Source organism: Methanogenium sp. S4BF, from assembly GCF_029633965.1.
Lineage (GTDB): Archaea > Halobacteriota > Methanomicrobia > Methanomicrobiales > Methanomicrobiaceae > Methanogenium.
Window position 1 is genome coordinate 2,291,059 of sequence record NZ_CP091277.1, and the last position, 26,680, is coordinate 2,317,738.

Below are 26,680 nucleotides of genomic sequence, written 5' to 3' on the forward strand. Positions count from 1 at the left end.
TCTGGCACAGAAACTGTCTTTAAAATACTGTTCTTTTGCTGTTATTTTATCGTTATTTATCGTTATTTCTGTGCGGCACGTTCCTCTGATGCTGCAACGAGCACCGGTGCAATCGTCTTTGAATAGATGCTCCGTTTTGCGAGTTTTGTCAGTCGCCGCGAGTAATGGATATGTGCAATCTGGATGCCCAACAGCAGGCCAAAACAGAGCGATACCACTCCGAGAAGCACTGCACTTATTACTTCAACCATCTCTTTTTTTCCTCCGTTTAGCTCTGCCGTTCCAGCTCATCAATGAGCGGTTCTATTGAATCAGCGTCCCTGCATTCATCTGCCACGGTAAGAAACCGTTTCTGAAAGTGGCGGGTAAAACCATAATATCCCCCGGCCCAGCCGATTGCAATACATACAATGGCTATTCCCAGATATGCCCATATATCCTCCATGGATATGCAGATTTTACCGTTCCCGACGCTTAATGGTATCCATGTTTTTCTGAATTGTTCCGGGTGATTTCTGATTCGAAACCTATTTGACGGTATAACGGCTACGTTCGCGTACGTATATGGCTGCTGATTCATCTTCCCAGCTTGAGGGGCTCTCTGCACTGATCATGCAGGCTCCCTCATGGCGCCGGTCTGTTCTTATCACCCTGCTTCTTGGCGGTGCCATCGAGGTGATGCTCATTCTCGCAGGCATCAGGCATTCAGAACTGGTTGCCTATACCGGGATCCTGTTATTTACCATTCCTGCTCTGTTTGCTGCCTTCACGACCGGACATCTGGTGCGAAGAAGCGGGAACGATATCACTCTGGACTGGTCAGCCCTCATTGCGCTGGGCAGCTGTATTGTGACCATGCTCATCACCTTCTCCCCCGTCCTGCTCCTTGCAACGGATCTTGTCCTCCTCTTTTTTGCCGCCTCACTGGGGATCGCCTTTTTCCTCCGGATCCTCCTGTTAGGGGCGATTGTTGACCATCATCTCCGGCATATCCTGATGCCTGCCCTGACGCAGACGGGGTTGGCATCTCTCTTTGGCTGGCTGATTTATGGTGACGCATTTGCGTTGTTTGTCATCCCGCTGCATCTCTTCTTTGGCCTTGCTGCCTGGGCGTTTATCTGGATTCTGGAACGGCCGATGAAACAGGCACTCGGTCTCTCGCCGCTCGGATTTGCGAATGCGTTTATGGCCCATATGATCTATGGTTCAACGGCTCTCGAGGATTTCTTTCGCCAGATGGGAGATCCGGTAACGGCCATCTTCGGGACGCTTTTCTTCCGGCGGGAAGGGAGGGATGCGATGACGGTCACCGCCCCCAATTTCCATCCGGGGCCGCTGGGAGAGATCGGCGGTTCGGCCCTGCCACGGCTCCTTACTGAGAGTCTGGATGGCCGGGCACTGGTATTCCATGGGATGGCGACGCATGATTTTAATCCGGTCTCTGCATCTGAGGTGGAGACGATTGCAGCGTCCATCCGGGATGCACAGAAAAGAGGTTCTGACTGGCATGCGACTGCCACCCATGCACGACGGTATCAGGCAGGATCCGTCTCTGTCCTGGCGCAGGCATTTGGCGATACCATCTTCATAGCCGCAACGCGGTCCCCGGATATCACCGACGATGTGGAATACGCCGTCGGTCTTGCCATCATTGAAGAGGGAAAGCGCTGGTTCCGCCACGTCGTCCTCGCAGATGCCCATAACAGTTTTATCGACCTGCCCCCGCCGGTCCTCCTCGGAAGCCGCATTGCAGAGGACTACCGGGAAGCAGCTGCCCTTGCCTGTAAGTCGCTTGCAGGTGAGCCGCAGTATCCCTATTCCATTGGGTTTTCCCGGCTGGATGTGCCCTTTTCCCATGAAGAGGGGTTCGGGGATCTTGGTGTGATGGCGATGGTGACGGTGGTGGAAGAGAAAGAAACCATCTGGCTTGTCTTTGATGGCAACAACCTCCACGTAGGCATCCGTGAGGAACTCCGGGATCTCCTCCTGCTGGAGTGTGCGGAATGTGAAATAAGCACCAGTGACACCCATGTGGTCAATATGGCATCCGGCAAAAATCCAGTCGGGTGGAAGGTGCCTCTCCCCCTCTTTTTGCCTTTTGTCCGTGAAGCGGTGGACAGTGCACGTGAGGATGCCGCCCCCGCTGAAAGTGCAGGCGGGACCGCACACTGTGCAGATGTAGTGGTATTCGGGTCGCAGCGTATCACCCAGCTTGCGGGCATCGTCACCGGGAGTGTCGGGATTGTCTGGCCGGTGGCCCTGATTATCACCCTGTTTGCGTTCCTCTCAACCGGTGTGGTATTTTTTATACTGAGCTAAAAAGCACAGGTGATACGATGACAGATATCAGAAACAATCAGGAACACGTTTTTTTCATCTATTCGGGGGGTGTGTATCGGCCTTTTGATTGCAGGAGTTCGCTCTCAGGCGTCATGCCTGTGGTAATTTCTGATGCGGGCTAATTTGTGGAAAGTGCCGGAATTGGGAAATAAACCCTGAAAACGGAAGAAATAATATTCGAAAAATGTTTGATGAGAGTTACTCGTAACTGCGGTCATGGTCGCCATCAGGTTTCTCCGGCAGGGTGATGGAATCTGCCATATCAATCTCCACTCCGCCAAATATACCGGCAGCAAGGTTGTAGATGACTGCAATGATGGCGCCTGTGATAAACCCGATGATGGCATAAACTACTGTCAGTATAAGGATTGCAACGATAGCCCACACAAGCGTCATTTCTCCGACCGGCAATGAATAGAACGGCGCTGCAGCGACTCCAAAGAGGGCGATCAACACTGCCAGTACGGCTGCGATAAACCCAATCACAAGGGATACTGCAGCAAAGATCTTTGCTAGAGAAAAAACCTGAATACTTCTGATTTCAGACATATTTCACCTGATAATCTTTTTGCTCGTCTTTTATACGTAAATATATGCTGGTTTACAGGCTAACCGGCACGAAATGGCCCTGCGCCATGAGATTCACCGATCCATCATTATGATAATGTGCCTCTTTCTTCACCGCTTCTTCTTGCCTTCCGGGATGCGATGCCGGGCATTCGGGGTGTTGGGTTAACACCGGATATATTCTGCGAACACCCGTCCGGGACGGTGTCTGCCTCATCTCTTCCGTAGCTTCATGTTTCGACCGGTGCCCTTTATACTGTCCGGCGAGGAGGTACCATCAATGGAAACCGGGAACTTCAGGGATACAATACGGGCGTCTGAATGCATCTATCTGATTGGTGTTGCAGGGGATTCGGGGTCGGGTAAGACCACCTTTACCCGGGCATTCCGTGAAATATTCGGACCGGATCTGGTCTGTTCGTTCTCGATGGATGATTATCATATCCTTGACAGGGATGCCCGTGCGAAACGGGGCATCACCCCCCTGCACCCGGATGCGAATAATATTTCGCTCTTTGAGGAGCATATCTCCCTTTTGAAACAGGGACGGACAGTATCCAAGCCCTCCTATAACCATACGACCGGGACCTTTGATGCTCCGTCCCTCTTTTCCCCGAAAAAGATTGTGATCGTAGAAGGGCTGCACCCGTTTTCAACGGCAAAACTGCGCAGACTGTTTGATTTCACCTGTTATGTTGATCCGGACGATGAGGTTAAGTTCGCATGGAAGATAGCCCGTGATGTTGGGGACCGTGGATATTCCCGCGATCAGGTGACCGCAGAGATTTGTACACGCAAACCGGATTATGAGGCATATGTGGCCCCCCAGAAGCAGTATGCCGATGCCATTCTCAAAATCACACCCTCGGTCTATGATGCATCCCAGACGCGGGGCATGTATGCGGTCAGCCTGCTGCAGGAACGGTTCGAAAAGACCATAAAGAACATTGTCATCCCCTTGGATCTCTTTGCGATGACCTCCCTTGCGGAACGGGATTTTCTCATCGGCTTCCGGTCTGAAGAGCAGTCCGGAAGAAAGATGGGCGCCATCCGGTTCGATGGTGATTTCCGGGTTGAGGTGATTCGTCGCCTTGAGGAGGCAGTAGAAGAGGAGACCGGAGTTGGCCCCGTCTCCCTCTTTGCGGGACGGGAGTACGTGACCGCTACTGAGGCAATGGAGCTGATTTTAGCGTGGCGTATCATCAACCGGCGTATCTTTATGGAGTGCCGGATGCAGGCTGACGCATGTATGAAAGTGGTGTGATCTGTTCCGCAGCGTCATCGCCGGGAGATTTTGTGCCATCGGCGATGCACATCATCCCCAGGAGCATCGCCGCACCGGCCTTGTCAAGCGGCTGGTTCATGGATCCGCATTTGGGTGAGAATATGCACGAGGGGCAGCCGCTCTCACAGGTGCATTCCGTGATCAAGTCGTGCGTCATCCGGATGATCTCTGCAAAATCGGAATATCCGGCAGCGGCGAGGCCTGCTCCGCCCTCATATCCATCGTAAACCATGATCGTGGGCATGCCGGTATCTGCTGCACAGAGGGTGGAAAATCCGCCCAGATCCTGCCGGTCACAGAGGACCGCCGCAGGCATCATGGCAATTAGTGCGTGTTCGATGGCATGCAGTGTGCCTGCAGGATCATAGCCCGCACCCTCAAGGGCTGCCATCTCCTCCGGTGTGAAAGTGAACCAGAAGGCTTCGGTTGCAAAGGTGAGAGGAGGCAGAGAGAGCGGCTCTGTCATTACCGGTTTCCCATACCGGGTCACCCGGTAGGCCGGATAGTGTTCACTGATTATGACATTTCCAAATGATAGGCGGCATCCCTGCGTATGGGTGGCTTTCTCTTCCCGTGCTGACTCCGGATGTCCTGATGAGAGGACACTGGTCCGGAAATCGACATTTGACCGGTCCGCCCGGATGATGCCTGTTTCCGGGTCAAATGAGGAGATGAGATAGGTATCTCCTGCATGCAGGAAGACGGCACCCGGATGTGCCTCACGAAATGCCTGTCCGGTCTCTATGGTCTCGATGATTTTTCCGTCGGATACAATTTTCAGTTGTTTTCCACCGGTTCCTGAGATCTGGACGATCTCTGCGGGTCGGGCTGATCCGCTGTAGACGGCACCACGGCCGGTCCGGGTAAGTGCCCCGCCCCGGACGAGCTCTTCTGTTATGCCGGATGCTGACGGACCGAACCAGAAGGTGCAGTCTTCATCTGTCAATGGAAATTCAGCTGCTGCACAGAGCAGGTGGCCTGCCAGAATATAGGGATTCTCCGGGCTTATCGCGACATTTTCGGCAGGCCTGCCGAAGAATGCATCCGGGTGGTGTATATAATACTGATCCAGCGGGTTTTCTGATGCAACAAGGACGGAGAGTGCATGGCGTGTCGTCCGCCCCGCCCTGCCGGAGCGCTGCCATGCTGCATTGCGGGTGGGGGGGAATCCCGCCATAATAACGGCATCGAGGCCTCCGATATCGATACCGACCTCCAGGGCATCTGTTGAGACAATCCCCCGGAAACTCCCGTTTTTGAGACCATTCTCCAGTTTCCGGCGGTCATCCGGGAGATATCCTGCACGATATGCAGGGATTTTTCCGGAATGATGCCGTTCTGCCATACTGGCAAGTGTCTCCGCTCCTTTCCGTGAATTGGTAAAAGCAAGCGTCTGCAGATCATGTGCCACACAGCATTTCATCAGTGAGGCGGCCGCCCGATAGGTGGTGTCTTTCTCATCCGGGGAGGTGTACGGGTTATAAAAGAGAAAACTCCGTGGCCCTGCCGGTGCTCCGGATGAAGATATCACGGAGACGTCCCTGCCCGTCAGCGTGCGGGCAAAGGGGGCCGGGTTTCCTATGGTGGCACTGGCAAGGAGTATCCGCGGATGGCTGCCGTAGAGAGCAGCCACCCTGAGTGTCCGCCGGAAGAGAAGTGCCGCATGCGACCCTGCAACACCCCGGTACCGGTGTGCTTCGTCAATCACGAGGTACCTGATGTTTTTCCAGAACCGCTGCCAGAGCGAGTGCCAGGAGAGGATATGGTGCAGTTCGTGTGGATTTGAGAGAATCATCCGTGATGATGCACGGATCTCTTTTCTCCTGCTCTTCGGGGTGTCGCCGTCATACACTGCCGGCTTCGCGTCGGGAACAATGTCACTGCACAGTGATGTGGCGGTTGTTAACTGGTCACGTGTCAGTGCCTTTGTCGGAAAGAGCAGGAGTGCACAGGCGGCAGGGTCGGTGCTCAGCCCTTCCAGGACAGGGATCATATAGGCGAGGGTTTTTCCGGATGCTGTCGGGGTGGCAAGCATCACATCCCGGCCTTCAGATACCGCGCTGCGTGCTGCGGCCTGATGCGTATAGAGGCGCAGGTTTTTCTCTCTGCAGTATTTCCTCACTCTGTCTTCCAGCGGTGGAACGGGCTCTGCATACTGTGCCGCTGCACCGGCCTCCTCCCCACGGTGAGTCACATGGCCGGCATATATCGGATCTGTGCAGATCCTGTCTGTCAGACCTGCGGGCACAGGCACCCCTCCAGAAGGCGTTCGTAGATGAGAGGAAGATTGGCAATATCAAGGCGGTTGTGCTCTGTAATCGGTACCAGAGGTCCGGGATTGCCTGACCGGCGGTATGTTTGGTAATACCATGGCACCAGGCTGCCGGGCAGATCCTCCTCCCGGTACCGACCGAGAATCTTTCCTTCGACGGTCCCCAGGCGGCAGTCGGGCATTTTCCCTCTCCACTGCCGGCGAACGTGATGGAGAAGATCGGTATGTGCAGGTGTGTCGGGAGTGGGAATGCCATAATAGCCTGCACGGTCCCTGATGAACGGATAATCAAATGCCCTGCCATTGTAGGTGACAAGGCGGGTGGTGCCGGTGATCTCTGCCATGACAGCCGAAAGAGCACCGGGCTCTTCTCTGATGTCACGCAGCAGGTACTGGGTGATTGTCATATATGTGCCCTGAATTCTGCCGGTGCCGAGGAGAATCGCAGGCCGGGAGAAGATGCCCAGTGTCTCGATATCAACAAAGAGGAGGTCTGAGGCAGGGGTTGTGAGGGAGAAGAGCAGTGAGAGATTGTCGGAGGGCGAGCGCCTCATACAGCAGTGTGCCTCCAGAAATGCCCAGTTTTGTGCATCTGCCGCATCCGCAATGACGCGTGCGTCCGCACCAAACCGGGAATGGGTCCTGAGATCCGAAATTCCCCGGATGCCCCTTCTGCGCATTTTTTCAGCAGTAACCTCTCCTATACCGGGGATCAGGCGAAGTTCATGCATGATGGCCTCAGAAAGGACGGTTATATCCGGGCGCCGGAATCGTATAGCTTCAGACGTTTCAACTGCATAACAGGTCCCCTGTGTGGTCTCAATCTCATGGCCGCCAAAGACTTCTTCCACTGTACAGCCCTCATACTCCACCATCAGGGCACGCTGCATACGGTGTGCACTCATCGGAGTGGTAATTCCCGGAAACCATCCCGATGATTCCGGTATGCATGTATCCATAGTATATGCAGCAGCCGTTTCCCCTGCCCATCTCTCTGCAATTCCGGTGATCAGTCTCCCGTCATACATCTTCTGTACCGGTTCTCAGGCTGTGAGTAGTAAAGTGCATGCCGGGGAGGGTGAAAGTAAGCAAGGGCTTTACCTTTCCCTTTAACCTGAGATGGGCAGGAGGGTCAGTCTTTTCTGTTCATCTGACAGAATCGATACTGATGAAACAGGTTCACCGGCAGTATCTGCTCATGATAGCTGTGCTTGTTGTCTCTGTTGCTGCATGCGGATGTACCTCCTCTCTCTTCAGTTCGGGTCCCACGGCGGACTATCCGGAGGTGGGTCCGTACGAAGAGGATGGCAGGCTTGTTACATCATCGCTGGTATTCCCCTTCCAGAAGAGCCATGTGCCGGTATCCGTGACTGTGCCGCAGGGTCTGTATGAGGTCGCATCCGGTGCTGACAAACGGGCCGTTCTTCTCGGTGATTGGGAGGAAGATGACGACTGGACCACCGGGTATTATCTCTCGTTTCTTACGGATCCGCAGATGGAGCTGGTGTATTCTGCCACTGCTGACGCCCTGAAGACAGGCGCATCCGGAACATCATACAGCAGTGATGAATATCTTGAATATCTGACGGTCTATGTGCAGTCACTGGCATATGACACCAGTCCCGACGAAGCAGGGCCAAAATTCCCGGTTGAGACCGTTGTTGAGACAGCGGGCGACTGCGATGACAAGAGCATTCTTCTTGCAGGCCTCCTCTCGCGGGAAGGGTATAATGTCTCACTCTTTTACTTTCCCGATGATTCGCATATGGCGGTGGGGGTTGCATCTGATGAATCCGGATTCCGTGGCAGCGGGTATCTCTTTATTGAAACAACCAATGTGAGCCTTGTCGGCATTCCCACGGAGAAGTTCGAGAATGGTGAAGCGCTCACATCAGACCTGTTTGTCATTCCTGTCGGGAACGGCACGAAGGAGTATGGAAAGGCGGATGAAACACGATGGATTGAACGGGCGGCAGCCGAGGCACGCCTGCGTGCGGAGACTGAGGGGGCCTCCCTTGCTGCGCAGGAAGATGAGCTGGATCAGATGAAGCGTGATCTGGATGAGGAAAATGCCGCCCTCTCACGCCTGAAGCGATCCGGTGACATTCGTGGGTATAACGCCGCGGTTGACGCCTACAACCGGCGTGTGGCTGAATACAATCAGCTGCTTGAAGAATACCGCATCAGTTATGCTGTGTATCTCAAAGATGTAGAATTTGCCAATTTTGTAGCAACTCATCTCTATGATCGTCCCGGTCTCTCTGATGCGGTCACTGTCTGGGAACGCGGACTGGGATAAATCCACATTTTGTGCATTTTTCCCCGCGCCTCTTTCATGCAGAGATGATTGGGTAGATAGGCCGGGGGGTGCTCTCATAGGAATACTCTGTTCTTTTTTCACCCGTTGTCCTGCTGGAGAAGAATGCCTGCTTGGACATCTGGCTTCTCCGGATGATCTGCGGATGGTCTTTTGCCCGTGTTGCGATGAACTGAAATGTCTGTGACATACTCCAGACTCGGGACCGTGGATATAAGGTACTGATCTGTGTGGAGGGCGAAAGTGAATTCGGTATTTCCGGTTTGAAGGGTCAACCTTCTGCATCCAATCGTCCCGGAGCAAGGACGACATCGCTATATCACATCCGATCAGATATAGATCATAGTTGATGCTATGCTGAATGTTGAAGATCTCCACGTTGAAGTGGGTGGAAAAGAGGTAATCCATGGGGTAAATCTCCGGATACCCGAGGGAGAAACCCATGTCCTGATGGGGCCGAACGGGTCCGGGAAGACAACCCTTCTCCGTTCAATTATGGGATTCAGTAATTACACCGTGACTGAAGGGCGTATTATCTTCCGGGGACATGATGTCACCGAACTCCCAATGTATGAACGGGCACGCTATGGCATGGGTCTGATGTTTCAGCGCCCACCGACCATTGCCGGCCTCAAACTTGGCAAACTGCTGGATGTAATGTCCGGTGGAACACCAGCAAAGGCGTATGAATATGCTGAAAAGATGAATATGAGTTCGTTTCTGGACCGGGATCTGAATGCGAATTTCTCCGGTGGCGAGATCAAACGCAGTGAAGTGCTCCAGCTGATGGTCCAGCAGCCTGATTTTGTCATGCTTGATGAACCGGAAAGCGGCGTGGATCTTGAAAATATAGCCCTTATCGGAAAAGCGATTGCACGGCTTGTCGATAAGGATCGGCATATTATAAACCGCCAGAAGTCCGGCCTCATCATTACCCACACTGGTTTTATCATGGATTATCTGGAGGCAGATGCCGGCCACATGCTCTGTAATGGTGAGATACGGTGCCGCGGCAACCCGCGGGAAATACTGAAGGTGATTCAGGAACGCGGATATCAGGAGTGTATTGAATGCGCAAAGATATAGACGGATTTGAGGGCCTCTCCCCTGAGGATGCGGAGCGTCTGGAACAGTCCGGGATGGTACTTTCCTCGGAGAACAGATGTGGAAGCTTCTTCCAGACGGATCAGGATATCAGGCACACATCCTGCACATATGAAGGCATTGAGATGCTTCCGACAGCAGAGGCACTCAAAAAATATGACTGGCTCAGAGATTATTACTGGAATCTTGTCGATAAGGACAAGGACGAATATACCCGGTATGTAGCGGCTCAGGAGCCACGCGGATATACCATCATCGCAAAGAAGGGCAGCAAAAATATCTTCCCGCTCCAGACCTGCCTTTTTATGGCAACCGATGATATCCAGACCGTCCACAATATCATCATTGCCGAGGAAGGAGCTGAACTGCACCTGATTACCGGGTGTGTCTCCAGCCACTCTGTCGGCCATGGTTCACATTATGGCATCACGGAATTTTATGTGGGGAAAGATGCCCTCATCAGTACGACAATGATCCACACCTGGGGTGAGGATGTAACCGTTGTCCCCCGAAGTGCAGCCCGACTGGAGGAGAACGGCACATTCCTTTCCAATTACATCAGCATGAAGCCGGTGAAGCGTGTTCAGATGTACCCGGAAGCCCGGTTGACCGGTGAAAATTCGGTGGCCCGGTTCAGTTCAGTCATCCTCGCGCCGGAGGGTTCTGAGCTTGATCTCGGCCAGCGTGCGATTCTGGAAGCAAAGGGCACCAGTGCTGAACTCCTGTCCCGCGTGATCACCCGTGGCGGTACGGTTATTGCAAGGTCCCACATCATCGGCGGCGCAGAGGAGACACGGGGCCATATCGAGTGCAAAGGTCTCATTCTTGAGGACGGTATAATCCACGCAATCCCGGAAATAGAGGGGCGCCTGACCAACACCTCACTGTCCCATGAGGCGGCGGTGGGAAAGATTGCCCGTGATGAGATTGAATACCTGATGGCGCGTGGTCTGGACGAAGAAGAGGCAACGGCAACCATCATCCGCGGATTTTTGGACGTGAAGATACAGGGTCTCCCTGATTCGCTCCAGCGGCAGATTGATGCTGCGATTGACGCCGCTGAAGACGGGTTCTGAAGGGTATGCCCTTTATTGACCTCACCCGCTCTTTTCCTGAACCTGCCTGTACATATACAGGCGACTGTGTGCCGGAATGCCGCCGTTCTCAGAGGGATGGGTATCGGGTCTCAGTGCTGGTTGCAAGCAGCCACAGCGGGACTCACATTGACCCGCCTGCTCATTATATCGAAGACGGGCTGACCATAGACCGAATCCCGCCTGAGACCTTTATCGGCCCGGTGACCATCATTGATCTGGGGTGCAGGAGCTCTGTTATCCGCCCGGAGGATATCCGTCCCTGGATGGATGCAGAACGCCTCATCCTCAAAACCGGGTATTCTGAAAAGACGTCCTTTGACCCGGAATATGCCTCTCTCAATGATGATGCAGCAGATCTTGTGGCCGCATCCGGTATCCGGGTCATTGGGATAGATACCCCCTCCATTGAGGCATATGGAGGGACGGGTGATGTGCACCGCAGGATTCTGGGGGCAGGCATTCCGGTTATTGAGTATCTTGACCTCAGTGCGGTCGATGCGGGAGACTATTATATGATTGCACTGCCACTGAAGATCACCGATGGTGACGGGGCGCCTGCCCGTGTCATCGTGCGAAAGGAGGAGATATGAGTAGTGTCACCGATGCCGTAGAGCAGATGGAGAAGGTAACCCGGGGTACCGGGTGCCACGACTGTAATGTGAAGATCGAGCGCCAGCCGGATGCACCGGCGTGCCGGTATGAGCGGGGTGTTAACCTGAAGGTCTCATTTGGCGGAGCGGCAGCAGATGTGGTCACGCAGTACCCGATAGAGACAGTCACCCGCATTCCTTTTATGTTCGGTTCGCCGCTTGAAACCCCGGAGAAGCGGACCGCTGCCTGTGGAATTATGGGTGTGGTGGCGCGTTTCCTCTGTCTCTGCCGGAGGGCACAGGCATGCGACCCCACCGACCATGACCAGTGCTTCGAAAATTTTCGCTCGGTCTTTGAGGGTGAGAGAATTTATGTGAATGGGGATCTCCCCGACCTTGTCCGGCTCCTGGGGAAGAGCGTGGTGTCCTCCCCGGAAGAGGCGGATGTCATTGTCGTGGGAGGCGACGGCCTCTTCGCGGCTGACTCTCTTGCAGTAGCCGACCAGTACAGGGGCAAAAAGAAGATGGTCTTTATCGGCCCTTCCACTGCAGGGGTTGCTACCTTCCTGGATGAAGAGCACTGGTGCCCCTTTGCCCGGTGACCGGCAGCAAACAGATAGATTGAATACTCCTCTTTTTCATGGTACCTGTATGCTCTTTGGTTCTTCAGGAATACGCCGTCCGTTCGGCCCTGAACTGATAAAAACAGCGCTGGAAGTGGGTGGATGTGTCGGCGCCTCCTGTTCGTCCATCATTACCGCTCGTGACGCACGCACGACAGGTCCCCTGCTGGAAGCAGCGTTTACTGCCGGTGCCGCTGCAGCCGGATGCCGGGTGGTATCCGGTGGTGTGGCACCCACACCCACCGTGGCATATGCCGCACGGCATCATGATGCCGGCTGTATGGTAACTGCGTCCCATAACCCGGAGGAATACAACGGCCTGAAACTGATGAATCCTGACGGGTCTGCCTTCTCTCTGGCACGCCAGCAGGAGATCGAAGATACCTATATTCTGCCGCATACTACCGGCTGGAACCAGCAGGGTGAGACAGATCACGCAGATATCATCGGTCCGTACCTGGATGCGATACTGGACGCCGTTTCTCTCCCGGAGGGACTTCATGTCGTGCTTGACTGCGGCAACGGGGCGGCATCACGGGTAACTCCTGTTCTTCTTCGTCGCGGGGGAATACGGTACACCGGCATTAACTGTACGGTGCAGGGCTTCTTCGCACGCCCGTCTGAACCCCTCAGGGAAAATCTTCCTTATATTCCTGCCATGGTGAAGCAGGCAGGTGCCGCGGGGGCGCTGATTCATGACGGCGATGCGGACCGGTTCATGGCATTTGACAATAAAGGGAACTACATCAGCGGGGATCATCTCCTTATGCTCTTCGCAGAATGGACCGGTGCCACGACTGTGGTCACAACCGTGGATGCATCAATGGGTATTGAAGAGGTGGCGACAGTCAGGAGGACACCGGTGGGTGATTCATTTGTATCTGAAGCTCTGGTATCCGGCGGGGACTTCGGCGGTGAACCCTCCGGAAGCTGGATCTTCCCTGCGCATTCCCTCTGCCCGGACGGCCCCTACGCAGCAGCCCTCTTCTGTGCGATGGCGGCAGAATGGGATGTCGCAGAGAAGGTGGCTTCATACCCCCATTATCCCATCATCCGCCGTTCTTTCCGCCGCGAAGACGGGCGTGGCCTTCTTCTGGCGCTGGGTGCAGAGAATCCGACAGACGGCATCCGCATCGAAGAGGAGGATGGCTGGTGCCTTATTCGGGCAAGCGGCACGGAACCAAAGGTCCGTATCACTGCAGAAGGGCGTGACGCAGAGACCGCAGAAAAAATGGCACAGAAAGGGGAAGATCTCCTTCGTTCAGGGGAACCTATACATTAATACAGGGCAAATATCATCTGATTGACTATGCTCTGTGTCCTGCTTGCAGCGGGTGAGGGGAAACGGATGGCCCCTCTCACCGCAACCCGCCCGAAAGTAATGCTTCCTGTCGCAAATCGTCCGATGATAGAACACCTGATCTGTGCGGTGCGTGATGCAGGAATAGATTCATTTATTCTCGTAGTCGGATACCGCGAGAAAGAAATCCGGGACTATTTCGGGAATGGTGAGAAGTGGGGCGTCTCGATACGCTATACTGTCCAGAGATCCCAGACCGGCACCGGTGATGCGCTCCGTGCGGCAAAGGGGCTGGTGAAGGGACGGTTCCTGCTCATGAACGGAGACATGATCGTAACGACCGGTGATATCCGTCGCATATGCGCCTCTCCTGCACCGGCAGTCGGTGTGGTTGAGAGTGGGAATCCGGAACAGTACGGTGTGATCACAGAGACCGGGGGGATTGTCACCGGTATTTATGAAAAATCCACAAATCCGCCCGGAAATCTGATAAATGCGGGAATGTACCTCTTTGATGATGATATCTTTAATGAGACAGATCGTCTCGTTCCTTCTCCCCGCGGAGAATATGAACTGACCGATGCACTCATACCTGCCATATCCCGCAGTGAACTCCATGCGGTACCGCTGGAATCCTGGTGTGATATCGGCGCCCCGTGGAATCTTCTGGAAGCGAATGAGGATGCACTTTCTGGTATCGCCACTGATATTCGGGGGGATGTGGAGGATGGCGTGACCCTGAAAGGCGCTGTGGTGCTTGCAGAGGGGAGTGTGATCCGGTCCGGGACCTATATCGAAGGGCCCTGTATGATCGGGAGTGGGTGCACCATTGGCCCGCATGTCTACATCAGGGGTCATACGGTTATCGGAGACGACTGCCATATCGGGCATGCCAGTGAACTGAAGAACTCGGTAATCTTTCCACGGACAAAGATTCCGCACTTCACCTATATCGGTGACAGCGTCGTCGGTTCAGGCTGCAATTTCGGCGCCGGGACAAAGGTGGCAAACCTCCGCCATGACAAGGAGCCGGTGAAAATCGGAGGGGTTTCCACCGGCCGGAAGAAGTTCGGGGCAGTTATTGGCGACAATGTCCTCTTTGGGATCAACTGTTCGATTAATGTGGGCGCTTCTGTCGGAAGGGATGTCCGGGTTGGCCCGCACACCGTGGTGAGCGGCACAATTGCAGATGAATCTGTTCTCGGGAGGAACTGATACCATGCAGGCAGTTGTTCTGGCAGGTGGGGAAGGGTCCAGGCTGCGCCCGCTGACCCGCAACCGCCCGAAGGCACTGATTCCGGTGGCAAACCGGCCCATCATCGAGTACGTGATTGAAGCACTGACAGAGGCAGGGGTGCGAGACATTACCGTTGTCGTTGGATACCGCAAAGAGCAGGTCATTCACCGCCTCGCCGATCTTCCGGTTTCGGTCAATGTGGCTGTTCAGGAGAAGCAGCTGGGTGTCGCAGACGCCCTCCGGGCGGCAGAAGAGCATGTCTCCGGCAGGTTCCTGCTTCTTCCCGGTGACAATGTGATCACCGCAGCAGCACTCCGTCCCCTGTGTGACGGCGGGTCAGCGCTTCTCACTACTCCTCATTCCCGGCCAACGGATTTCGGGGTGGTGCAGACTCATGAGGGTTTTGTACGGGAAATCACGGAGAAACCGGAAGTGGCTGAATCATTTACGGTTTCAACCGGTGTCTTCTCACTGGATCCTTCGGTATTCAGGTATTACGAATCCGGGCTGGAGTTTCCGAATATCATTAACCGGATGATCGCTGATGGGACGAAGGTGCGTGCACACCGGATTGCCGGAGGGTGGTCTGATGCGGTCTTTGCATGGGAGCTCCTCGCCCTGAACCGGTCATTACTGAAGAAGACGGCGCCTCTCTGTGCAGGGACACTCTCGCGGAGCGCGACAGTCAGCGGCCGTGTGTCTGTTGGCCGCGGAACCGAAATTCTTCCGGGGACGGTCATCACCGGCCCGGCAATCATCGGCGCAAACTGCACCATTGGCCCGAATGCCTGTATCTCTCCAGGGACGGCAATCGGGTCCGGTGTTACCATAGGCCCCTTCTCGCATGTATCCCGGAGTATCGTGATGGATGATGTGACCGTCGGGTCGCACTCCAGTGTCCGGGAAAGTGTGATTGGAGAGGGATGCAGACTTGCAGACCATACTGCGGCCGTATGCGGAGAGTATGCAACACATATCCGGGGGCGGCATGTGTCCGGACTGTTTGGCACGATTATGGGTGACAGGGTTGACACGGCACCCTTTACGGTTCTGAAGGGTGCTGTCGTCGGCAATAATGTGGCTGTTGAGACGGGTGGCCGGACGATTACCGGAGCCGTTCCGGATCAGACGGTGGTGATGTAGGTGTGCGGTATTGTCGGGTATATCGGCTGGCGTGATGCTGCACCGGTGATTGTCGGGGGACTCAAAAACCTTGAATATCGGGGGTATGACTCATTCGGGGTCGCCACCGGCACGGACCGCATCATGGTGGCCAAACGGAAGGGGCGCATCTCGGAGCAGACGGAATGCGTGGCAGCCTGCCAAGGCACCCGTGGGATTGGGCACACCCGGTGGGCGACGCACGGCCTGCCCGATGACCGCAACGCGCACCCTCACTGTGACTGTACCGGGCAGTTTGCCATCGTCCATAACGGGATTATTGAAAACTATGCTGAACTCAGGCGGGGGCTGGAGAGCCGGGGTCATCTGTTTGCCTCTGATACGGACAGTGAAGTGATTGTACATCTCATCGAGGAGGCATGGAAAGGCGATTTTCCCGCATCAGTCCGGGCAGTCCTCCCGCTTCTGCAAGGGTCATATGCGATTCTTGCACTGTGTGCGGGTTCTGATGAGGTTGTTGCAGCACGGGAGCGAAGCCCGCTAGTCATCGGCATTGGCGATGACGAATTTTTTGCCTCCTCTGATGCAACACCGATTGTTGCGTATACGAGGGATATTCTGGTCCTTGAAGACGGGGATATGGCAGTAATGCGACGGGGATCCATTGCGATGGAGAACGGGGGCGAGGCCATCACCCGAAATACGACGTATATTGACTATGATATTGAAGCGGCCCGCAAAGGTGGCTTTGCGCACTTCATGCTCAAGGAGATCTTCGAGCAGCCGGATGTCTTCCAGCAGTCATTCCGGTTGGCACAAAAACACCCGGGGATCAGTTCTCTTCTCAGTCATGCCCGTGGTGTGTCGGTGATCGCCTGCGGCACTTCTTATAATGCTGCCCTCCTGTTCCGGTATTTTGCCGAGAAGGAATGCGGTGTGCCCGTACGTGTGGACCTGGCTTCCGAGTACCGGTATCTCTCCACTCCGGATGATGAAGTTGTGATTGCAGTGTCGCAGTCAGGAGAGACTGCAGATACACTCTCTGCCCTGAAAAAAGCGTCTTCCTGCAACTGCCCGACCATTGCAATTACCAATGTGCAGGGGAGCTCCATTACCCGGGCGGCAGAACAGACAATTTATACCGGAGCCGGGCCGGAGATGAGCGTGGCTGCCACGAAATCGTACATGGCACAGTTCGCAGCCTTTGCCGGCCTGCTTTCAGAGATGAACTGCTGTGAGACATCTTCTGTGGAACGTTCCGTTCGGCAGGCCATTGAGGAGTCCCTTCTGACAGATGTAAGTGAGGCAGTCGCCCTCTGTGTCAAAGCATCCACCCTCTTCTATGTCGGCAGGGGGATCTTTTATCCGGTCGCTCTGGAAGGGGCGCTCAAGATGAAGGAGATCTCCTATATTCATGCTGAGGGGTATGCAGCGGGTGAGATAAAGCACGGTCCTTTTGCTCTTCTTTCAGAAGAGACGCCTGCTGTTGCCGTATGCCTGCCGGGAGACGGGTACCAGTCGATGCTGGGCAACCTCCGGGAGATGAAGGCACGGGGCACTCCGCTCATTGGCATCGGTTACGGGGATGATATTGACCTGCAGGATGTAACCGATGTCTGCATTCCGGTTCCCAAAGGGGATGCATATGCACAGGTGGCTGCGGTAACCGTCATACTGCAGCGGATTGCGTATTATACGGCGCTCACCCTTGGGCGGGATATTGACAAACCCCGAAATCTTGCGAAGAGTGTGACGGTTGAATGAATGGAAAAATATTTTTTAATATTGTGCTTTTTATCTAGGACTGTGAGGTTTACCGATTCCCAGATACACTTTGCCAATTGGTGTTTGGGGAAATATGTTTCGACAGTCTATAATTACCTGAACTGATGAGGATTCTATCTCTTTGAAGATCTCAGGTGTTTTGAACTGGTCATGATCCGTTAGAAAAACGACACATTCTGAGCTGTTAAACGTAGTGGTGATATCTGTCTCAGAATTGATTTTTTTTCCATCAACAGAGATTGTCGGTACATATGGATCATAGATTTTTAGTGTAGTTCCTCTACGAAGGAGCTCTTCAATTATTGGAATTGCAGGAGATTCGCGTGTATCATCAATGTTTTTTTTGTATGCAAGGCCAAATACACAAATACGGGCATCACTCATTGTAATTCCTGCGCTTTTCAGTCCTTCATCAATGAGGTTAACAACATGCATCTGCATGAATGTGTTAATTTCTCCTGATGTTTCGATGAAACGTGGAATAAATCCATGTCTCTTTGCCTGGTATGACATATAATATGGGTCAAGAGGTATGCAATGCCCTCCAATTCCCGGTCCGGGGTAAAATGGCATGAATCCATAAGGTTTGGTCGCTGCAGCATCGATTGCCTGCCATGCATCAACTCCCATACGTTCAAATATCAGGGCAAGTTCATTTGCAAGAGCAATATTAACATTCCTGAAGATATTTTCGATCATTTTTACTGCCTCAGCGGTACGCGTATCAGTAACCGAAATTATATCTTCGATAATCGTATTGTACAACGAAATTGCAACCTCCGTACATTCTGGTGTAATACCTCCAATAACTTTTGGAATTTCTGAAACTCTGTATAGTTTATTTCCGGGGTCTATTCGTTCCGGTGAATAGGCGACCCCAAAATCAACACCTGCAATTAACCCGGATTTTTCAAGAATCGGGACGACAATTTCTTCGGTTGTACCTGGATATGTAGTACTTTCAAGTATTACCAATTGACCCTTTTTTAGGTTTGAACAGACATTCATGCAGGAATCCTTTACATATGAAAGGTCTGGTATTTTATTTGCTGTAAGGGGGGTGGGAACACAGATGATAATTACGTCACAGCTTCCTAGATTTTGTGATTCACTGGTAACTGAGAGCATTTCTGTTGAGATTCGTGCCTGAATCTCTACGTCAGGGACATCAAGGATATGTGAATGGCCTGAGTTCAGAGTAAGAATGGTGTCATCATTTGTGTCAAAACCAATTACTTTCAGTTTGCTGGCAAAGGCAACTGCAAGAGGGAGACCCACATACCCCAGCCCGATAATTCCGATCATTGCATTTCCTGAGCGGATCTTTTGGAGAAGTTCTGTTGTTTTTTCTTTCATGTCTGTTTAGAGGTATTATTTCAGGAAAGTCCAAATTCTTTTCTAATGTGATTCATTGATTCTTCATGTTCAAGAGAAGGATATATTATTACATTTCCACCAATATTTGGGTAATGTTAATAATTTTGGGGTGTATTTTCCTTGCCGTTTCAGCATTTCCATATATTATATATGGATTTGGCATTATGTTTGGTAAAAAAGGAGTATTGCCGCCAAAATTGAGTAAACTCCCTCATATTTCGATTATCATCTCTGCCTACAATGAATCAAACGTCATTCAACGGCGGGTGGATAATATTGCCTCTTCGTCATATCCAAAAGAAAGATATGAGGTGATTTTCATTGATGACTGTTCTGATGATAATACCTTCTTAATAACAGAAACGGCTCTTGCTGATGCTAATATGTCCTTTAAAATATTACGAAATGAAGATCGGCGCGGCACAAATCGTTCATATAATCGTGGAATGAAGATTGCCTCTCATGATATCATTGTCACGACTGATGCTGATGTATTCTTTGAAAAGAATGCCCTGAAGAACCTTGTTTCCCGTCTGGTTTCCGATGATGCCATTGCTGCCGTCTGTTCTGACATGTTTCCACTCCTGTCTTCTGAGATTCGCCGCACCGGGAAGTATGAGCAGAATTATCGTTCAGTATATGGGAGGATGTGTGGATGGGAAAGCGCGCATGATTCTACGTATAATTTCAACGGTGGTCTTGTTGCGTTTAAGAGAGAAATCTTTTCTGAGATCCGTGAAGGGAAAGGTGCTGATGATGCAAACACTGCTTTTGAGGCTATTAGGAGGGGTTTTAGGGCTTATTATGAAACTTCTGCAATTGTCTTCGAAGAGATTCCTGAAAATCTTAAAGACCAGTCCCGACAAAAAATACGGCGTGCAACACGTTTGATTGAAGCAACACTGGGAAATCTTGATGTTCTTAAGATTTCTCGCCCATTTTCCCGGATTTTTTTTCCGTTGCGAATAATGATGGTCACCATCTCGCCTTTTCTTTTCTTCTTGGGGATAGGTATAATGATTGTTGGATTTCTCCTATCTTCGTTTCCGATTATTTGTTTCGGAATAGGTGCCTTTGTTATTCTTGTTGTTCTGGGTTTTAGCAGGTTTGCTCAGAGTTTTGTTGTAAATCAATATTATCTGCTTCGAGGACTGCTGCGCCTTGGCTCTGATGTGAGTGTATGGGAGAGTACATCAAAAAAAGGAGATAACATCTGAATCATCGTCATGGGTATGACACGATCTCTATAGATATGGGTATTGAAGAATTTTCTTTAACGCATATAGATTTGAATACGTTGGATCAGTAGGACTTTTCTGAAAGGTATTTAATGGCGAGTGTAACATTGTTTTATTGAGGTACTATGAATACTGTGACTATTTCAAAATATAAACCATATATTATAATTGGCATTCTTGTTCTCCTCGCAATTCTTGCGCTCTGGCTCCGTCTGCTGCCGGCAGCAGGGCTGGTGACTGATGAGGGAACGAATCTTCTGGGAAATGATCCCTGGTACAATCTCCGTCAGGTAGAGTCAATGGTGGAAAATTTCCCGTCATACCTCTGGTTTGACGCGATGACGGAATATCCGTCCGGAAATGTTATTCACTGGGGGCCGCTTTTCATCCAGATCATTGCCGGACTGAGCATTCTTCTGGGCGCAGCGACACGGCCGGAGATCATGTATGTTGCCTCCTGGGTGCCCCCCCTGATGGGGATGCTGGTGGTTCCGGTTCTCTATCTTGCAGGTGAGAGGATTGGGGATTGGAAATGCGGTCTTTTTGCCGCTTTGTTTGGTGCGGTTGTGTCAGGACAGTTTTTTTACCGGTCGCTCTTTGGGTTTGTGGACCACCACATTGCAGAGAGCCTTTTTGGGCTGCTCTTCTGTCTCTGCTATATCATCACATTAATGGAAATCAGAAAGAATCCTGTTCATTTTTCTGATATTGAATCCGTGAAACGACCGGCACTATTTGCCCTGGGAACAGGGATTGCATACATTTTAGGGCTTGGCGTGATGCCGACAATGATCCTTTTTGCCATGGTTGTTGCCGTATACACCCTTTTTCAGTATCTCTATGACTTCTGGAGGCAGCAGTATGATGACGGCCTTCTGCTGGTAAACAGCATTGTCTTCCTCTCTGCGGTGATCGGGATATTCATCATCGGGTTCAATACAATGATCCTCTCTATGAACCGGTATTCTCCGGCTCAGGTTGTCGCATATTTCGTCCTTATCATTGCAACAGCTGCCCTCTGGTATCTTTCCCGCGCTCTGCGGGGTAAGCCATGGTACTATTATCCGGGCGTCCTTGCCGGAGCAGGTGTAATGGTCTCTGTTCTCCTGTATGTCATTGCACCGCCATTCTATGAGATGCTGATTGGCAACTTCTTTGCCTTCTTCGGGCAGTCAGCAACGGTAATGACCATCCAGGAAGCCCGTCCGTGGGAAGCGGCAAATGCCTGGAATGCGTTCGGGTTTGGCCTCCTTCTGATGTTCGGTGGGTTTGCAGCGCTTATCTGGGACTTTATCCGGAAAGGGCGTGCAGAGCATCTCTTTGTGGTAGTCTGGTCGGCTGTAATTCTTTTATCGACCATCCAGCATGTCCGGTATGAATACTATATTGCGGTAAATATCGCACTCCTCTCCGCCTATTTTATGTACCTGGGTCTTGGGGCAGCGGAAGGCCGCCTTCTGCAGATGGCAGGTATCTGCAGGGACGGAACGACAGAAGATACCCCGTCACCAGCTGAGAAGGGAAAGAAAGAGAAACGGCATGATGCAAAGAAAGAACCTAAAACGGCGGGCCGGGATGTTTCGTCCTCGGTTGTTCTCATTCCGCTAGCCATCGGCGTACTCTTCTCCCTGCTCTTTATCTCATCCTCGGTTGCAACGGATCTTGAAATCGGCAACGGCATGGCATACGGCGGCATGCAGCAGGACTGGTATTCATCCCTTGAATGGTTCGGGGACAATTCCCCTGACCCGGGAGTTGACTACTATGCGATATATGATGAAGAGACCTTCACGTATCCGCCCGAATCCTATGGTGTGATGTCGTGGTGGGATTACGGGCATTACATCACCTTTGTTTCAAAACGGATTCCCAATGCTAATCCGTTCCAGCACGGGGTTTCGGGGCCGAATGGTGCTGCTGCGTTCTTCCTGCAGGACAATGAGGCAGGTGCAGACACCATACTTGACAATGTCGGCACAAAGTACATCATCACTGACATTGAGATGGACACCGGCAAATTCTGGGCTATGGCCACCTGGTATGATGCTGATGTGGGGGGTGCTCCCTATATGACCGCATACAACGACCAGAGTGGAAACCAGGGATATGTATACACAGATGATTACTTCCGGACCATGGTCTCCCGTCTGCATAATTTTGACGGGTCAATGGCAGTTCCGGACAAAGATTATCTCGTCACGAATAACGGAAAGATTTACAGTTATCTTGTCCTCTCTCCGGTGAAACCGGTGGAAGCTCTGCAGCATTACCGGCTGGTTCATGAGTCCGATACCAATGTCTTCAGAAACACGGCAACCGGCGACCTGAAGTACGTCAAGATCTTTGAGTACGTGCCCGGTGCAGTGATCAAAGGAGATGGCATCATTGAGATACCACTGAAGACCAATACGGGTCGTACGTTTACATACCGGCAGGAGAGCAGAAACGGGTTGTTTGTGGTGCCCTATCCGACAGACGGCTCTGTCCCCGGCATCACAACACTCGGGCCCTATACGATCACTGGAACCGGGCAGACATTCACGGTCACAGAATCTGACATTCAGTCAGGAAAACAGCTATAGATACCAGATACGAAAATGATGGTGTTCTGTCCTTTCAGGACAGTCATCACTTCTTTTTCCGTGAGGGGTCGATATATGATACCTCAAAGCCCGGGATGACCACACGCCAGACCGGCAGGACGGTTCGGGTAAGATCAGCAATACAGATGCGGTCTGTATGAGGGGCAACAGCCGCAATTGCTGCGTTTAATTCTTCATCCGTTGCGGTATAGTGCGTTGCCGGAATCTCTTCTGAGGATAGTGCCGGGGCATCTGCAAACCAGATGCGGTTAATTCGTTTGTAGCGTTCATATCCCGCCTTTTCCACCATCGATGAGCGGCCGGACTGGATGCCTATTTCATCTGTGAAGATCTGGGACGCACGGTTTCGTGCCAGTTTCAACAGGGTGCATACGGCTGCCACACCGGGGTCCGGGTGTGTGAATGCCGCCATCGTGATCATGAATGGATCACGGGTTGCCGTGTCATCAGCAACAGCTGCAACAGTCGGGATGCCATAGGAATCATCCAGAAACCACATGGTTACTTCAATGTCTTCTGCAGCAAACGTCTCCATGAGTGTTTCTGCCGGCGTTCCTTCTTCAGGTACGAGGCGTTTGCCCAGGGAGTGATTTTTCTCTGCACGGCTCAGTGCATCCCGTTCAATGACTTCGTAGATGCCATGGATGATTGCCTCCTCCGGGACATTCCCTGCTCCCAGGCCATTTGGATCACTGCGGAAGAGCTGGTTGGCCATCCCAATCGGGTCGTAGGGATGATATACGGCATTTGCCGGAATATAAACCCGTTCATCGTGCAGAATGTCCTGCCCGGCTACCCAGTGAAGTTTCTCTCCGAACTCAGGTTTCCGGGGAAGAATTAGTTCTTCCGGGTCAACAGCACGTGTCAGTCCCACTTCTTCATATGATGCAATATCCATGAGTCCCGCGGAATACGATGAACAATAGCGTTCCACCGTTCCCATCATGGCAGCGCATCTGGCATCTGTCTCTGTCATGCCCGCACCGGCAGTCACTTTCCCCAGACGCTCCCTTGGGCGGATGGTGCACCAGACCGGTATCCCGAGGCGGTCTTTACGGGTAATATCCAGGAGTTCTGCAATTCCCATCTCTTCTCTGAGCGAAACTGCAGTCTCGTACGTCTCTTCGGCTGCACGGGTGCGCGGGACACCGGATGTGGTGACGTATTCATGGCGGCTGACTTCAAACCGGTTCATTATACCTACCATTTGCGATCCAGTTTTTTTATATCTTGGCTCATCCTTTCTTTTGTGTATGGAAAGGGTGACCATTCGTCCTGGGATGCGGGTACGGTACCCACGCACCGGTACAGCAGGTACTGTTGTACGGATCGAGGATATCGATGGCAATGAGTTTGCTGAGATTGATGCGACAGGGCTTTTGTACAGGACTGACCAGCTGGTCTGCATTGAAGGGGAATCGGAAGGTCCGAAAAAAGAACACAGAACATCCGGTATTACGGATTATGAACATCTGAAGGAGATTGAATCCTCAGAAGATATGCAGGATAAATATGATCAGGTTACCGGCGTTGGTGCCGGATAACTCTGGTACGGTGTACTATCACTCTTCGATTGGGATGGTAGTAAGTTTCACGGATTCGACCCCTTTCTGCGACATCAGACGTTCAGCAATGTCCTTGATTTTTTTCCCGTCCCCGCGGAGGAGAATAATTTCTACGCATTTGTCATGGCTGACATGGGAATGGAGTGATGACTGGATTACATCAAGATAGTCATGCTGGATCTCGGTGAGGACCTGCAGCAGACCACGGTGTTCATGATCATACACCATGGTTATTACTCCCTGCCGTTCACCTGTTACATCGGACATCCACTTATAATATGTTATATAATTCCTGATCGCATCACGTATGCCCTCTGAACGTGATGAATAACCTCGATATTCAAGTATTTCATCAAATTTGTCAAGAAGATTCTTAGGAAGGGAAATTCCGATTCGTGAAAGGTCTGATTCGTGTGACATGTTTGTTCCTCAAAAAATAGTCCGTTCTCTTCTGTTGTACTTATTAACTACAAAGTTTAATATTTTTCTTACTCTGTGCTATTAATGACTGGTGGTATCAGGGGGTGCAGTGATATGGCCGGTATCCGGTTCTGGTTCAGTGTCCGGATGCTATAGAATTTGCTCACCGAGTAGGTATAAGTAGGGCGGTTGTATATTAATAAGGAGGTTTGAAGTTCATTGAGTGATCCATTGATTCCCAGTGTCAACATCGGTGTAGTCGGGCATGTTGACCATGGCAAGACTACCCTCGTGTCTGCGCTTACCGGCTTATGGACGGACCGGCACAGTGAGGAGATAAAACGAGGAATCTCCATCAGGCTTGGATATGCGGATGCCACTTTTTATCAGTGTCCATCGTGTGAAGGTCCGGAGGCATATTCCACGTCAAAGAATTGTGAATGTGGTGCAAAGGGAGAACCTGTTCGTACCATCTCATTTGTGGATGCACCAGGCCACGAGACACTGATGGCAACCATGCTTTCAGGGTCTGCCCTGATGGACGGTGCAATGCTTGTTATTGCAGCAAATGAGCGTTGTCCACAACCACAGACAAAAGAGCACCTGATGGCACTGGAGCTTGTGGGTATTAAAAACATCGTGATTGTCCAGAACAAGATCGATGTCGTCTCCCAGGCTGACGCAATGGAGAATTACCGGCAAATTCGCGCGTTTGTGAAGGGGACAATCGCAGAAAACGCACCGGTGATTCCGGTTTCTGCACAGAAAAAGATTAATTTCGGGGCACTTGTCCGGGCGCTCAATGAGTATATACCGAAACCGGACCGTGATCCTGATGAAGAGCCGCTTCTTCTGATTGCCCGTTCCTTTGATATCAATAAACCAGGGTGCAGCTGGCGTGATGTAAAGGGGGGTGTGATTGGAGGCTCACTGACGCAGGGACTTCTTCACGAGGGTGATGATATTGAGATTCGTCCCGGGCTGAAGCTGCAGGTGGAGAATCAGACGGTATGGGAACCCATCCAGACCAAAGTGACTACCATCAATGCCGGTTCCAGACGGATACAGGAAGCTACCCCTGGTGGCCTCTTAGGGGTGGGCACGAAACTCGATCCGGCGCTAACGAAGAGTGATGCGCTCTCCGGACAGGTGGCGGGCCATATCGGCCATCTTCCTCCGGTGTGGGACAAACTTGCATTCACTGTACGGCTCATGGAGCGGGTTGTTGGTTCGGATGATGAGTTCACTATTGAACCACTCCGCCATAAAGAGCCCCTGATGCTCTCCGTCGGGACTGCAGTTACGGTCGGTGTAGTGGTGAATACGAAGAAAGACGTCGTTGAAGTCGTCCTGAAACGTCCGGTATGTGCAGCTGTGGGGTCACAGATTGCAATATCCCGGCAGGTCGGCGGTCGCTGGCGGCTTATTGGAATGGGGACACTGGTTTAGTGCTTGTCCTCTTCGATGCAAATGCACTGATGATTCCGGTTCAGTTCGGTGTGGATGTCTTCGCCGGGGTGGAGGAACTCATTGGTGCATTTGAAGCTGTGACGCTGGAGGATGTGAAAGATGAGCTTAACGGGCTTGCCCGTGGCCGGGGCCGTAATGCGGCTGCGGCCCGTGTGGGTGTCACGCTCGCTGCACGTTGCCGTGTGGTGAGAAGCCCTCATCAGGATGTTGCGGTTGATAATCGGATTATTCGATATGCTGAAGAGCACCATTGTGTTGTGGTGACCAATGACAGGCGTCTCAGGGAAGAACTGCTCAGCCGGCATATTGATGTGATATATCTGCGTGAGAAAAAGAGGCTCGATATTATTCGGGGATAGACGGGTGAT

General features: G+C 52.2%; 25 protein-coding genes. 16 read left to right on the plus strand and 9 right to left on the minus strand.

Annotated features, from left to right (window positions below; translation table 11 throughout):
* Positions 1-62: 62 nt before the first annotated feature.
* The gene (locus L1S32_RS10980) at positions 63-251 is read right to left on the minus strand and encodes a hypothetical protein (RefSeq protein ID WP_278155141.1); all 189 of its coding nucleotides are present in this window, start codon (positions 249-251) and stop codon (positions 63-65) included.
* Between the two features lie 17 nt (positions 252-268).
* The gene (locus L1S32_RS10985) at positions 269-445 is read right to left on the minus strand and encodes a hypothetical protein (RefSeq protein WP_278155142.1); all 177 of its coding nucleotides are present in this window, start codon (positions 443-445) and stop codon (positions 269-271) included.
* Between the two features lie 119 nt (positions 446-564).
* On the opposite strand from L1S32_RS10985, the gene L1S32_RS10990 reads away from it, so the two are divergent.
* A complete protein-coding gene (locus L1S32_RS10990) occupies positions 565-2,319 on the plus strand; it encodes a DUF2070 family protein (RefSeq protein WP_278155143.1) in 1,755 nt (584 codons plus the stop codon).
* 219 nt (positions 2,320-2,538) lie between these two features.
* On the opposite strand, the gene L1S32_RS10995 is transcribed toward L1S32_RS10990, so the two are convergent.
* Positions 2,539-2,889 carry a hypothetical protein gene (locus tag L1S32_RS10995; protein WP_278155144.1) on the minus strand — a complete coding sequence of 117 codons (351 nt, stop codon included), beginning with the start codon at positions 2,887-2,889 and terminating at the stop codon, positions 2,539-2,541.
* 298 nt (positions 2,890-3,187) lie between these two features.
* Between L1S32_RS10995 and L1S32_RS11000 the strand changes: the two genes are divergently transcribed.
* Positions 3,188-4,171, plus strand: coding sequence for a phosphoribulokinase (locus L1S32_RS11000; RefSeq protein WP_278155145.1), 984 nt, complete (start codon positions 3,188-3,190; stop codon positions 4,169-4,171).
* On the opposite strand, the gene L1S32_RS11005 is transcribed toward L1S32_RS11000, so the two are convergent.
* A complete protein-coding gene (locus L1S32_RS11005) occupies positions 4,125-6,440 on the minus strand; it encodes a DEAD/DEAH box helicase (RefSeq protein WP_278155146.1) in 2,316 nt (771 codons plus the stop codon). The genes L1S32_RS11000 and L1S32_RS11005 overlap by 47 nt on opposite strands.
* The gene (locus L1S32_RS11010) at positions 6,425-7,423 is read right to left on the minus strand and encodes a ribonuclease H-like domain-containing protein (RefSeq protein WP_278155147.1); all 999 of its coding nucleotides are present in this window, start codon (positions 7,421-7,423) and stop codon (positions 6,425-6,427) included. The genes L1S32_RS11005 and L1S32_RS11010 overlap by 16 nt, the downstream gene beginning before the upstream one ends.
* A 209-nt stretch (positions 7,424-7,632) precedes the next feature.
* Between L1S32_RS11010 and L1S32_RS11015 the strand changes: the two genes are divergently transcribed.
* The gene (locus tag L1S32_RS11015; protein WP_278155148.1) at positions 7,633-8,763 is read left to right on the plus strand and encodes a hypothetical protein; all 1,131 of its coding nucleotides are present in this window, start codon (positions 7,633-7,635) and stop codon (positions 8,761-8,763) included.
* A gap of 34 nt (positions 8,764-8,797) precedes the next feature.
* Here L1S32_RS11015 and L1S32_RS11020 read toward each other — a convergent pair whose 3' ends face one another.
* Positions 8,798-8,971 (minus strand): hypothetical protein, encoded by a 174-nt coding sequence (locus L1S32_RS11020; protein WP_278155149.1) that lies wholly within the window; start codon positions 8,969-8,971, stop codon positions 8,798-8,800.
* A gap of 164 nt (positions 8,972-9,135) precedes the next feature.
* On the opposite strand from L1S32_RS11020, the gene L1S32_RS11025 reads away from it, so the two are divergent.
* The 8 genes from L1S32_RS11025 to glmS are packed head-to-tail and all read left to right on the plus strand — an operon-like array spanning position 9,136 to position 17,618.
* Entirely contained in the window at positions 9,136-9,867 is a 732-nt protein-coding gene (locus tag L1S32_RS11025; protein WP_278155150.1) for an ABC transporter ATP-binding protein, read from the plus strand.
* Entirely contained in the window at positions 9,852-10,961 is a 1,110-nt protein-coding gene (locus L1S32_RS11030; RefSeq protein WP_278155151.1) for a SufD family Fe-S cluster assembly protein, read from the plus strand. Before L1S32_RS11025 ends, L1S32_RS11030 begins: the two co-directional genes overlap by 16 nt.
* A gap of 5 nt (positions 10,962-10,966) precedes the next feature.
* Positions 10,967-11,572, plus strand: a complete 606-nt coding sequence (locus tag L1S32_RS11035; RefSeq protein WP_278155152.1) for a cyclase family protein — start codon at positions 10,967-10,969, stop codon at positions 11,570-11,572.
* On the plus strand, positions 11,569-12,174 hold the full coding sequence (locus tag L1S32_RS11040) for a hypothetical protein (RefSeq protein ID WP_278155153.1): 606 nt from the start codon (positions 11,569-11,571) through the stop codon (positions 12,172-12,174). Before L1S32_RS11035 ends, L1S32_RS11040 begins: the two co-directional genes overlap by 4 nt.
* Before the next feature lie 49 nt (positions 12,175-12,223).
* Positions 12,224-13,477, plus strand: coding sequence for a phosphoglucomutase (locus L1S32_RS11045; RefSeq protein ID WP_278155154.1), 1,254 nt, complete (start codon positions 12,224-12,226; stop codon positions 13,475-13,477).
* Between the two features lie 27 nt (positions 13,478-13,504).
* The gene (gene glmU / locus L1S32_RS11050) at positions 13,505-14,710 is read left to right on the plus strand and encodes a bifunctional sugar-1-phosphate nucleotidylyltransferase/acetyltransferase (protein WP_278155155.1); all 1,206 of its coding nucleotides are present in this window, start codon (positions 13,505-13,507) and stop codon (positions 14,708-14,710) included.
* Between the two features lie 4 nt (positions 14,711-14,714).
* On the plus strand, positions 14,715-15,875 hold the full coding sequence (locus L1S32_RS11055; RefSeq protein WP_278155156.1) for a sugar phosphate nucleotidyltransferase: 1,161 nt from the start codon (positions 14,715-14,717) through the stop codon (positions 15,873-15,875).
* A complete protein-coding gene (glmS, locus tag L1S32_RS11060; RefSeq protein WP_278155157.1) occupies positions 15,876-17,618 on the plus strand; it encodes a glutamine--fructose-6-phosphate transaminase (isomerizing) in 1,743 nt (580 codons plus the stop codon).
* Positions 17,619-17,648: 30 nt separating this feature from the next.
* On the opposite strand, the gene L1S32_RS11065 is transcribed toward glmS, so the two are convergent.
* A complete protein-coding gene (locus tag L1S32_RS11065; RefSeq protein ID WP_278155158.1) occupies positions 17,649-18,995 on the minus strand; it encodes a nucleotide sugar dehydrogenase in 1,347 nt (448 codons plus the stop codon).
* Positions 18,996-19,108: 113 nt separating this feature from the next.
* On the opposite strand from L1S32_RS11065, the gene L1S32_RS11070 reads away from it, so the two are divergent.
* Complete coding sequence (locus L1S32_RS11070) at positions 19,109-20,233, plus strand: glycosyltransferase (protein ID WP_278155159.1); 1,125 nt, start codon at positions 19,109-19,111, stop codon at positions 20,231-20,233.
* Positions 20,234-20,379: 146 nt separating this feature from the next.
* The gene (locus L1S32_RS11075) at positions 20,380-22,836 is read left to right on the plus strand and encodes an oligosaccharyl transferase, archaeosortase A system-associated (RefSeq protein WP_278155160.1); all 2,457 of its coding nucleotides are present in this window, start codon (positions 20,380-20,382) and stop codon (positions 22,834-22,836) included.
* Between the two features lie 46 nt (positions 22,837-22,882).
* On the opposite strand, the gene L1S32_RS11080 is transcribed toward L1S32_RS11075, so the two are convergent.
* On the minus strand, positions 22,883-24,052 hold the full coding sequence (locus tag L1S32_RS11080; RefSeq protein WP_278155161.1) for a YcaO-like family protein: 1,170 nt from the start codon (positions 24,050-24,052) through the stop codon (positions 22,883-22,885).
* 85 nt (positions 24,053-24,137) lie between these two features.
* Between L1S32_RS11080 and L1S32_RS11085 the strand changes: the two genes are divergently transcribed.
* Positions 24,138-24,401, plus strand: coding sequence for a DUF2098 family protein (locus L1S32_RS11085; protein ID WP_278155162.1), 264 nt, complete (start codon positions 24,138-24,140; stop codon positions 24,399-24,401).
* 18 nt (positions 24,402-24,419) lie between these two features.
* Here L1S32_RS11085 and nikR read toward each other — a convergent pair whose 3' ends face one another.
* Entirely contained in the window at positions 24,420-24,842 is a 423-nt protein-coding gene (nikR, locus tag L1S32_RS11090; RefSeq protein WP_278155163.1) for a nickel-responsive transcriptional regulator NikR, read from the minus strand.
* A 219-nt stretch (positions 24,843-25,061) separates the two neighbouring features.
* Between nikR and L1S32_RS11095 the strand changes: the two genes are divergently transcribed.
* Together L1S32_RS11095 and L1S32_RS11100 are read left to right on the plus strand one after the other, a co-directional pair.
* Positions 25,062-26,291: a translation initiation factor IF-2 subunit gamma gene (locus tag L1S32_RS11095; protein WP_278155164.1), complete on the plus strand. Its 1,230-nt coding sequence runs from the start codon at positions 25,062-25,064 to the stop codon at positions 26,289-26,291.
* Positions 26,291-26,671: a PIN domain-containing protein gene (locus L1S32_RS11100; protein ID WP_278155165.1), complete on the plus strand. Its 381-nt coding sequence runs from the start codon at positions 26,291-26,293 to the stop codon at positions 26,669-26,671. Before L1S32_RS11095 ends, L1S32_RS11100 begins: the two co-directional genes overlap by 1 nt.
* The last annotated feature ends 9 nt before the right edge of the window (positions 26,672-26,680 follow it).